The sequence below is a fragment of the Sphingomonas sp. ERG5 genome (genome assembly GCF_000803065.1).
Classification (GTDB): domain Bacteria; phylum Pseudomonadota; class Alphaproteobacteria; order Sphingomonadales; family Sphingomonadaceae; genus Sphingomonas.
Genome location: NZ_JSXI01000045.1, coordinates 177,299 through 187,824, shown reverse-complemented (window position 1 = coordinate 187,824; position 10,526 = coordinate 177,299). Strand labels below are relative to the sequence as shown.

Genomic DNA, 10,526 nt, shown 5'->3' with positions numbered 1-10,526 from the left:
GTATTGGGGATGTCCGGGATATTCATGATCAGTCTCGCGAAAAAAGGGAATCAGGGGCGCAGTGCCGGAAGGGCGCCGGCGTTGGGCGCATTCCAGATCGTGACGAAGTTCCAGCCAGTATAGTTCAGGGGGTCGTGCATCTGCGCGGTGGTCAGGCCGGTGCCACCAGCACTGGTCGCCTGGCCGCTCGACATCATATCCCAATAGGAGCTGGTGACGGTGCCGCCAACGGCCCTCTGGCCGATCAGTCCGCCGGCCGACCGCGTGGCGATCACCAGTCCGGTCGAATAGCTGTTGGCCACGCTGCCGCCGTAAAGATAGCCGACCAACCCGCCTGCGGTGCCGACCGACGCGTTGACTCGACCCGTGGCGTAGCTGTTGGCGGTGGTCGAGTTGTACTGGTATCCGATCAGGCCGCCGACATAGTTGGCGCCGGTCACCGTGCCGGTTGCGAACGATCGATTGATCGTTGCGCCCGAGGCATAGCCGACCAGCCCGCCAATATTGCTGACGCCGCTGACGCTGCCGCTCGCGCTGCTCTGGGTGATGCTCGATCCGTCATTCTGGTTGCCGACCAGGCCGCCGACCAGATTGTTGCCGGTGACGTTGACCGCGCTGGTGCTGCCGCTGACGCTGCCGCCGGCATAGAGCATCCCGACCAGGCCGCCGACGCCGTTCAGGCCGCTGACGCTGCCGCTGACGTTGATCGCGCTCAGCGTGCCGGAGGACAGGCCGAACAACCCGACATTCTTGATCGCGGCACGATTGATACGCAGGTTCGACAGCGTGAAGCCATTGCCGTTGAGCAGACCGGTGAAGCCGTAAATGCCGCTGGCGACGTTGGCGAGCAGCGTATAACCGGTGCCGTTCCAGGCATTGCCGAGACCATCGGTGCCGATCGGCACGAAGCCTGTGCCCGCCCACATGCCCGAATAGGAGCCGGGCGTGCCGGTAACGACCGCACCGGTTTCGGCCAGATCGATGTTGCCGGCCAGGCTATATTGGCCCGACAGACGCGCCTGATCGTAACCGATCAACTGCAGTTGATGGCTGTTGAAGATCACCAGGCGGCCGCCGGCATCGGTGGTGGTGGTGAAGCTGGTCGGCACCTCGAACGCGAGGAACGGGCGTGTGCTGTTGCCGGCGACGAACACGAAGCCGGCCTGGGTCTCGTTACCGATGCCGCTGGCGGCTGTCAGATTGGCATAGGCGCTCGCCTTATAGGCATAATTCGCTGCCGCTGCCTGTAATGGATCCGACGTGACCGACAGGATATTGGTCGCGCTGCCCGAGTTCGCTCCAAAGGCGGTCGCCCGGCCAGTGGAATAGCTGTCCCAATAGGCATTGCTGACCGAGCCGCCGGCCTGGTTGCCGATCAGCCCGCCGAGGACGGATTGGCCAGTCACCGCGCCGGTCGCATAGGCGTTGCTGACCGAACCCTGATTCTGGCCCACCAGCCCACCGGCAGCGGTAAACCCTGCGGATACGGCGCCGGTCGCATATACGCCAATGGCGGTCGCGCCGGGTTCATTATTCCCGATCAGCCCGCCCACCATATTGGAACCGGTGACCTTGCCACTTGCCCAGGACTGCGTGATGGACGCGGGTCCGATTCCGCCATTGAGCCCCACCAATCCGCCAATCGCGGCGCCGCCGATCACGTCGCCGGTGGCATAGGCATTGCTGATCGCGCCGCTGTTGATTCCCACCAGCCCACCGATGCTTGCGGAATTGCCTGCGATCCCGTTGGGGCTGCCGATGACGCTGGCCGATGCATGGGAATTGTTGATCGTGCCGACATTGTTCCCGACCAGCCCGCCCGTCCATTGCATCCCGTAAATCGTTCCGGCTGCGTAGGAATTGGTGATGCTGCCGACGTTCGAACCAGCCAGCCCACCGACCTGATAGGCGGTGGCGGTGTCCATGGTGACATTGGCGGACGATCGATCGATCGAGCCTGCATTCTGCCCGATCAGCCCGCCGATTTCGCTATTGTTATCGATCGTCCCATGAACGGTACCGGCGACCGACACGTTGCGGATGAGGGAGTCGGCACTGGATGTACCGACCAGCACGCCGACGCCATAGGCCCCGGTGACATTGGCGCCCGTGATACGGAGATTCTGAATCAGCGTGCCGTTCGCACCGAACAGACCCACATTGTTCTTGCCCGGCAAATTGATGGTCAGCCCCGCAATGGTGAATCCCCGACCGTCGAACGATCCGTTCTGATAGACATTGCCGGTATCGACACCGCCGATCGGCACAAAGCCCGCGCCACCGTTCCAGCCGGCGGTGCCGCTCGCGTCGATATTGCCGGCGAGGATGAAGCTGCTCTTGACGCCGGCATAATATCCTTCAGTCCCGACACCCTGCAGGCCATAGACATCGACCAGCGCAAAAGGATTGGCGGCCGAGCCGTCGCCCGAGGTCGCGCGCATGAACGATGCGCCGGCCGCAACCTGGAAATCACCGGCGGAGAAAGTCGGCAGGACGGCGGCGACCTGCCGCCAGCTGCCGGCCACCTGCACGAACTTGCCCACGTTGATATTTCCGCCCACGCCGGCGCCGAGACCGCCTGTCGTGTTCAGCCTCAGGGTGCCCGGTGTGGTGATCGCGCCACCAATCGAGATGTTACGTCCCGCCGTGAACGAGATCGCGTTGCCGCTGCCATTGGCCACGGTGGAAATGGTCGCGCTGGTGTTGATGTCCCGGCCGGCGATCAGCGTTACGGTCTTGGCCGCATTGGCCGTACCCGTCGCCGTGATTGCCGCGTTGACGATGATATTGTTGGCGGCATTGAGCGTGAGGCCGGCATTGCCCGACCAGCTGATCGCCGAATTGACCGTGATGTTGCCGGCTTGCGCGCCGGTCGACCCGGTGGTGATCGTCACATTGGTGCCCGCCGCCAGCGCGTTGGTGATCGAGGTGGCGCCGATTTGCGAATCATTGGCGCCGGGCGTGTAGACCCCACCCGGCAGCGTGCCGCCCGATCCCGCCACGATCGTGACGTTGCGCGGATCGAGCAGCAGCGTGCCCGACCGCGCGCCGAACAGGTCGACCGCGCCGTCGAACCCGAGCATGCCCTTGCTCGACACTTCCGCCTCGCCGCCGGCCCCGCTTTGCGCGCCGCGTGCGCTGATCGCCCCGGAAAACTGGGTGCGCTCATCCGACCACAACACGATCCGGCCGCCGTCACCGCTTTGCCGGGCATCCGATCGGATCAGCGACGCGGCATCGACCTCAAGCTCTGTTGCGTGAGCAAGCGTGCCCGAGCCCTGCCAGTCGCCGCCGAGGCGGATCGCGCCGCCGCCGGTCGCCCCCGAAGCATCGAGAGTGGCGCCGACCAGCTGCACCGTGGCGCCGGTGAGCGAGATCGTGCCGCCATGGCCGGTAACGCTCGTCGCGTCGAGGACGCCCGAGACATTGACCACACCACGCGCCATGTCGCGCGCCGTGCCTGCGGTGAGGACGATGTCGTTTGCGGTAATGCGTCCCGCGACCGTGATGCCCGCCGACGGAACCTGGACCTGAAGAAAGCCGTCACCGCCCAGGTCGAGCGCTTGCTCGCCCGAGGCGCCCAGCGCCCGTACCCGTGCCTGAACCAGGCCCTTGCCGTCACCGCGCATCGCCCCGGCGAATCCATTGCGGAGATAGCCGATCTCCTGCCCCGATCGCTGCGCCGTGACGATCGTCTCGTCCGCGCCCGCCATGAAATCGTTATCGGCAATGTCGAGGGTCGAGGCCGTGAACCCCGCCGCCCGAACCGTTCCGGTCGAGGTGATCAGAATACCATTGGGATTGACCAGGAACACGCGCCCATTGGCGGTGATCTGCCCGGCGATTTCGCTGGTCGTGCTGCCGGTCACGCGATTGAGCAACGCCGCCGTCGCACTGGGCTGGCTGATATCGACGTGCCCACCTGCACCGACCGAGAAGCTCTGCCAGTTGATGATCGCACGATCACTGGTCTGGGTGATCTGCATCGACCCTGCCCCGGGCGTGGTGATGGTCGCCGCACCGGCCTGAAGCTGGCCGCCGGTCGGCAGTTCCTGCGCAAGGGCAGCGGTGGAAACCAGCGCGGTGGAGCCGAGCAAAGCGAGCGGGAGCATGCGATTCATCAGACTTGTCCTCGATCAGAAGCGGGTAAGAAGGGAAAAGGTGGCGCGCCCGGAGCGGACTCCGTCGCGATGGACTCGGCCCAGTTCGATGCCGGCCGACAGGCCCGGGGAACCGCTTGCGGCCTGCCCCGCCAGCCGCAGGCCGACGCCGTAAGCGAACGCGTTCGTGCTGCGCCGCTCGACGATCGTGGGCTGCATCAGCCGCACTTGTGCCTCGGCGGCAAAAGCATAGGGCGCGACGCTGGCGAGCAGGCCGCGCCGCCCGAACACAAAGGATCCCCGCGCCTCACCGCGAACGGCATGGCCGGCATCGCCCTGGAGCGTGCCCGACGACAAGGGCGAGATGGCGTCGAGCGACGCCACGCCGATCTGCTCCGCATTGCCGAGCGGCCGGCCGAAACTCGTTTGCCCGCGCGCGCGCAGCGCCAGTACCAGATGCGTGACGATCGGCTGATCGACGCTGGCCGACAGAACCAGCTTGGCGAAATCGGCATCGCTCCCCGCACGCGACAGCGGCAATATGGCGGTCGCGTCAGCCGCGGACCGGGCGCCGAGCCCATTGATTCCGAACGACATCTCGACCCGGCCGTTCGCGCCGCCACCGCCCGGCAGATAGGTGTTCACATCCAGGCTGGTACGAATGATCCGCAGCCGATCAAGCGACAGCGGCAGGACCGCCGGGGTGATGATCCCGACGCGTTCATCCTCCGCATCGAGGCGCGCCTCGGCACCGATGGTCAGCGCGCGGCTATGGACCAGGGGGTAGCGAACCGCGAGCGACAAACGGCGAAACCGGCTGGCGAAACCAGGAAGCGACGCGACGTGCCGCGGCGCGGTGCGCGCGTCGGCCCCCTCCACCGTGATCGCAAAGCCATCGCCGCCAACGGGTATGATCGCACCCGCCGCGAGCGCGCGGTTGCGCGGCGTGGAGTCAAGGAAACTCGTTTCGCGACCCAGTGTCGGGAGCCCCGAGGCACGCAGATAGATGGTCTCGCCCGCCCCGAGCACCGAATTGAGATCGATGCCGAGCCCGAACGCCTCGCGCCCCAGCGTATCGCCCAACGTGTTGTCGACGGTGGCGAAGGCGGTGACCGGACGCCAGGTCGCGTCCACTCTCAGCACGGTACCGCCCGACCGCACGCCTGCCGCAAGCGTCGAGCGCAAAGTGAGTCCGGGCACTTCGGCGGCCAGCGTCAACCGGCGCTCGATCTGCTCCAGCGTCACGTCCGGACGCCCGGCCAGGTCCGCCAGCACCGCGCCGACCCGGCCCCGCACGCCGGCGGGCACACCCGACAAGTCGATCCGTTCGACAAATCCCTCGATCACCGCAAAGCGGATCGCCGCCGCATCGGCGAGGTCCTGGCGCGGCACCACGACCCGCAACAAGACGCGCCCGCGCCGTGCCTCGGCCGCCTCCGCCGCGCCCGCCGCCGCGAAGACGGCGGCGATGCTGACCCGCTTGCCCACCAGTGTTTCGCGTAGCGCAGCCAGGGTGGCGGATGACAATGCCCCGCCCTCGATCTCGACATCCCCCGGCGTCACGAACAGGGCCTCGGCGCCTGCAGGGGGCGCCATCAGCGAGTCTGCAGGCAACATGAGTGGCGATGCCGGCCGCCCCTTGACGGGGGGTGCATAGGTCGGCGGGGCAATCTGGCTGGCGGTTTGCGCCAGCGCCGGAATTCCCGCCGACGCACCCGCCAGCAGCCCGACCCCCGCAACCGCCCGTCGACGCAGTCTATGCCGGACCGCCATACGGCCAGCGATGCTGCCGTCGCATGATAATCCCGCAAGCATCGCATCGCCCCCTCGGCGGTCGAACGGTGACCGGACCAGCTGTCGTCGCGAACTTCATGCGTCCGACGCCCCGTCTCGCAGCTATTTTTACGGTGCCGAAACGAATCCACATATCGCTATAAATAGCGACACGATGCCATGACGGGTTGTGGTAGAACGCGCTTGAGCAAGCCGTTGAATGGCGGCTTGGCAAGGGCATTTGCCCGCGGGGAAAACGGATCGGCCGATGACAGCGACCAACGGCTCGGCTATCTTGCGTGTTGCAATCGTCGAAGACGATCTCTCGTTCCAGGACAGTTTTGCCGCCGCCGTCAGCGCGGCCGGCGACATGATCCTCGCCGGAACCGCGCACAACGTCGCCCAGGCCTCCAAATTGCTGCAAGGCGAGCCGCTCGATATTCTGGTCGTCGATCTGGGCCTGCCCGACGGATCGGGGATTGACGTGATCCGCGCGGCGCATATCGCATGGCCGGCGTGCGGGATCATGGTCAGCACCACCTTCGCCGACGACCGGCATGTCATCCCCTCGATCGAGGCGGGCGCGACGGGCTATCTGCTCAAGGACAGCTCGGCCCGGACGATGGCCGAGGAGATACGCTGCCTCCATTCAGGCGGCAGCCCGATCAGCCCGCGCATCGCGCGCCAGATCCTGCTGCGCTTCCGTCCGCACGAGCCACAGCCCGAGGCGATACCACCGCTGGCCACGCCGCTGTCGCCACGCGAGCGTGAAGCGCTACAGCTGATCACCAAGGGTTTCAGCTATGACGAAATCGCCGAACTGATGTCGATCTCCCGCAATACGGTCATGACCTTTGTGCGACGAATCTATCAGAAACTTGAGGTGAAATCGAAGGCCGAAGCGATTTTCGAGGCCCGTAGCCATGGAATTCTTTAAGGGTTTCCGCAAATATGTGATCGTCGTGCTGACGATCGTCGCCGGCCTGATCGGCATCTTCGCGGTGAGCCGGCCGAGTGGCATCCACCTGACCGAGGCGAACATCCTCGTTCAGAATACCGACGGTTATGCGCGTCCGCCCCGCACCGTCGATCCTGGCGCTATCACGGGGACCTGGAATCGCGTCCATTTGCCCTATGCGCCGCACCCCAAGATTCTGCCCAAGCAAGTCGCGGACGCCTCGGTCACCCCCACCCAGACGACCTGGTATCATTTCCGCCTGCCCGCCGGCGCCCAGCCTCCAACCGAGGCCTATCTCTATATCCCGCGCTGGAAGAGCGATGGCGAGATCGCGATCTATGTCGACGGCGTGCTCCATTATCAGTCGCATGCCAATTTGCAGTGGAACGGCTCGAACCTGCCGCTCTGGATCGCATTCGACGACACGGCGGAGCAGGCGCCGCCGCATGATATCCTGGTGCGGCTGCGCCATGTCCGCGGCATCGGCGGCGCGCTGTCGAGCCTCTGGGTCGGCAGCTATGCCGAAGTCGGCCCGGCCTATATGGTCCGCAACTTCTTCCAGGCCGAATTTCCCTATATCGGCAGCTGGATCTTTCTCGCCAGCGGCATTTTCGCGCTGTTCGTGTGGTTCGGGCGGCGACAGGACAGGCTGTACCTGCTCTTCTTCGCCGTGACCGTCACCACGTTCATCCGGACCATGCACAATTATGTCGGACTGGATCGGCTGCCGATTTCCGATGCCTGGTTCGGCTGGCTGACCGTCAATTCGATCATGTGGATCATCGTCAACGTCCATCTGTTCCTGATCGGAGTCCACCTCCACCGCCAGCCATTGCTGACCTGGACCATCGCCGCCATCACGGCGTTCTTCGCCATTGCGACGCTGCCGTTGCTGGGACGGTCGCCGGACGCGACCCTGGTCGCCCCGTTAATGTATCCGGTGATGTTCCTGGTCGGCAATGTGGTGAGCCTGCACGGGCTGTACTGGAGCTGGCGGGTCCGCTCGCTCGAGGGCTGCGCACTCGCCGCCTGGTGCCTGCTCGCCGCGCTGCTCGGCGGGTATGACTGGCTGCTCCAGAATAATTTCGTCAATATCGAAAATGTCTTCCTGTCGGTCTACGCGCAGATCGCGACCATCATCGCGTTCTGCCACATCATCCTCAGTCGCTATTCGACCGCAGTTGGCGAGGTGGAGCGCGCCAATATCGTCCTTGCCGAGCGGCTCGCCGAGCGTGAGGCCGAATTGCTCGCAAGCCACCAGAAACGGCGCGAGGTCGAACGACGCGAGCTGATCCATCATGAGCGCCAGCGCCTGATGCAGGACATGCATGACGGGCTCGGCTCGTCGTTGATCACCGCGCTGCGGGTGGTGGAACATGGCAAGATCGACGACGCCGCGATTGCCGAACTGCTGAAGAGCTGTATCGACGACCTCAAACTCACGATCGATTCGATGGAGCCGGTGGAGACCGACCTTCTGCTGCTACTCGGCACATTGCGCTTCCGTCTTCAGCCCCGGCTCGAAGCCACCAACATCCGCTTGCGCTGGGAAGTCACCGAAGCACCACCGCTCACCTGGCTCGACCAGCGCCACTCGCTGCACATCCTGCGCATCCTGCAGGAGGCTTTCACCAATGTCGTCAAGCATGCGAGCGCAAGCGAGATAAGGGTCGCGACCCGGGTCGTGGACGGCGAAGTGATGATCGAAGTCGCAGACAATGGCCGGGGTTTCGATCCCGACGTGACCCGCCATGGTCGCGGCCTGAACAATCAGGCGCATCGTGCCGCGGCAATCGGCGGACGCGTGGACGTCCGATCCGGAACCAGAGGCGCGCGGTTCACGCTCTTCCTGCCGGTCCGCCAGCCATCCGCGGCGTCCAATCATGCCGACATCGACATTCCCACGGGTGATCAATCGCCAAAAACCGATCGCTCGTCCGATGTGTCGGTTCAATAGGCCGCAGGGGAGTTTCGCATTCACATGGCCATATCCGCCGGCATGGCACGGTTGCAGGCCGAGGCCGGGTTGCGCGAAGGGGCCGTGCCGGCCTCCTTGCCTGACGCGCTGACCGTTACACCGACCTATGAGATTTCGCCCAACGCCTTTCTGCTCAGGCTGCCGACCGGTCTTGCTTTCCATTATCGTCGTGGTGTCGGCACCACCTATGCCCGCCCCGCCGGCATGGCGGACGGGGAGGTAAGCCTGTTCTTCGACGGTTCGGTCTATGGCGCGATCGCGTGGCTGAACGGATTGGTCCCGTTACATGCATCGGCCATATCATATGCCGGCAACGTCTATGCCTTTACGGGTGTGTCGGGCGAGGGAAAGTCAACATTGGTCGCGGCACTGGCCCAGCGCGGCCTGACGGTCTGTTCCGACGACGTCCTGGTGCTCGACCTGAGCGATCCGGGGCAGGTGATCGCGGTCCCCGGCCACAAGCGGCTGAAGCTGTGGGCGGACGCACTCACGTTGACCGGCCGACAATCGGACGATGCGGTCCGGCCAGGCATCGACAAATTCTATATCGCGGACCAAATCGAATTCGATGCGCAGCCACTGCCGATCCGCCGGCTGTACATGCTGGAAAGCATCGTCAATGCCGATCCGGGCATAGCGCCGATCACCGGGGCGGAGCGCTTCACCGCGCTGCGTTCGGCCTATTACCGTCCGCAATTCTGTGGGGCGATCGCGGATCAGGCGGACTATTTCGCCACCGCTGCGCGGCTCAGTGCGGCAATCGCCATATCGCGATTCAACCGCTCGCGCGAGACGGCGGACTTCGCCGCCGGCATTTCCATGATCGAGGCCGATATCCGTGGCGCGACCGGCTGAACCACCCGACAGCGGCGGCCGCATCGACTGGCTCGCATCCTATCCCAAGTCGGGCAACACCTGGCTCAGGCTGCTGCTGGCCAATTATTTCTCCGAAACCGACGATCCGCACGACATCAACGCTCCCGGCGTTACCCAGGGCGTGGCCAGGTCTCGCTGGCTGTTCGACAATTTCCTGGGGCTATCCAGCAGCGACCTGCTGCCGCACGAAGCGCTCGCGCTGCAGCCGCACGTCTACCATATCATGGCCCGCCGCAATTCGGCGCCGGTGTGGCTGAAGGTCCATGACCGCCAACAGCGCCTGGACGATGACAGCTGGCTTTTCCCACCCAGCGCATCGGGTGTGGTGGTGTATGTCATTCGCAACCCGCTCGATGTTGCGGTGTCGAACGCGTTTCATGACGGCCATGCCGACATGGAGCGCGCGGTGACCAAATTGTGCGACCCGGCGATGACGATCGGCACTCGCACATCGGCGCAGATCCCGCAGCATATCGGCGACTGGAGCGCGCATGTGTCGAGCTGGGTGGATCAATCCGACATCCCTGTCCTCGTCGTCCGTTACGAAGACATGCTGGTGGACACCGCCGGGGCGCTTGCCCGGGTGATCGCCTTTGCGCGACCAGAGGCAGCGATCGATCCGCGCAGGATCGAACGGGCGGTACAGCATAGCCGGATCGAGGCGCTCCAATCCGCCGAACGCGAACATGGCTTTCGCGAGGCGCCACGGCGCGCCACGCAATTTTTCCGCAGCGGACGTGCCGGCGACTGGCTCACCCATCTGTCCGCCGCGCAAGCCGGCCGCATCCGATCGGCGCACCATCCCGTGATGCGTCGCTTCGGGTATGCGGACGTCGATTGA

At 65.0% G+C, this 10,526-nt stretch carries 6 protein-coding genes; 4 read left to right on the top strand and 2 right to left on the bottom strand.

Translation table 11 applies throughout. From position 1 onward, the window contains the following. Window positions 1-50: 50 nt before the first annotated feature. Window positions 51-4,121 (bottom strand): beta strand repeat-containing protein, encoded by a 4,071-nt coding sequence (locus OO12_RS16285; RefSeq protein WP_034159736.1) that lies wholly within the window; start codon window positions 4,119-4,121, stop codon window positions 51-53. A gap of 15 nt (window positions 4,122-4,136) precedes the next feature. Beyond that, window positions 4,137-5,915: a ShlB/FhaC/HecB family hemolysin secretion/activation protein gene (locus OO12_RS16280; protein ID WP_152616478.1), complete on the bottom strand. Its 1,779-nt coding sequence runs from the start codon at window positions 5,913-5,915 to the stop codon at window positions 4,137-4,139. A gap of 226 nt (window positions 5,916-6,141) precedes the next feature. On the opposite strand from OO12_RS16280, the gene OO12_RS16275 reads away from it, so the two are divergent. The 4 genes from OO12_RS16275 to OO12_RS16260 are packed head-to-tail and all read left to right on the top strand — an operon-like array spanning window position 6,142 to window position 10,526. Continuing rightward, complete coding sequence (locus tag OO12_RS16275; RefSeq protein WP_034159735.1) at window positions 6,142-6,810, top strand: response regulator transcription factor; 669 nt, start codon at window positions 6,142-6,144, stop codon at window positions 6,808-6,810. Further along, a complete protein-coding gene (locus tag OO12_RS16270; RefSeq protein WP_052215946.1) occupies window positions 6,797-8,788 on the top strand; it encodes a sensor histidine kinase in 1,992 nt (663 codons plus the stop codon). The genes OO12_RS16275 and OO12_RS16270 overlap by 14 nt, the downstream gene beginning before the upstream one ends. 24 nt (window positions 8,789-8,812) lie before the next feature. Continuing rightward, complete coding sequence (locus OO12_RS26985; RefSeq protein WP_052215945.1) at window positions 8,813-9,664, top strand: hypothetical protein; 852 nt, start codon at window positions 8,813-8,815, stop codon at window positions 9,662-9,664. After that, entirely contained in the window at window positions 9,648-10,526 is an 879-nt protein-coding gene (locus OO12_RS16260) for a sulfotransferase domain-containing protein (protein ID WP_052215944.1), read from the top strand. The genes OO12_RS26985 and OO12_RS16260 overlap by 17 nt, the downstream gene beginning before the upstream one ends.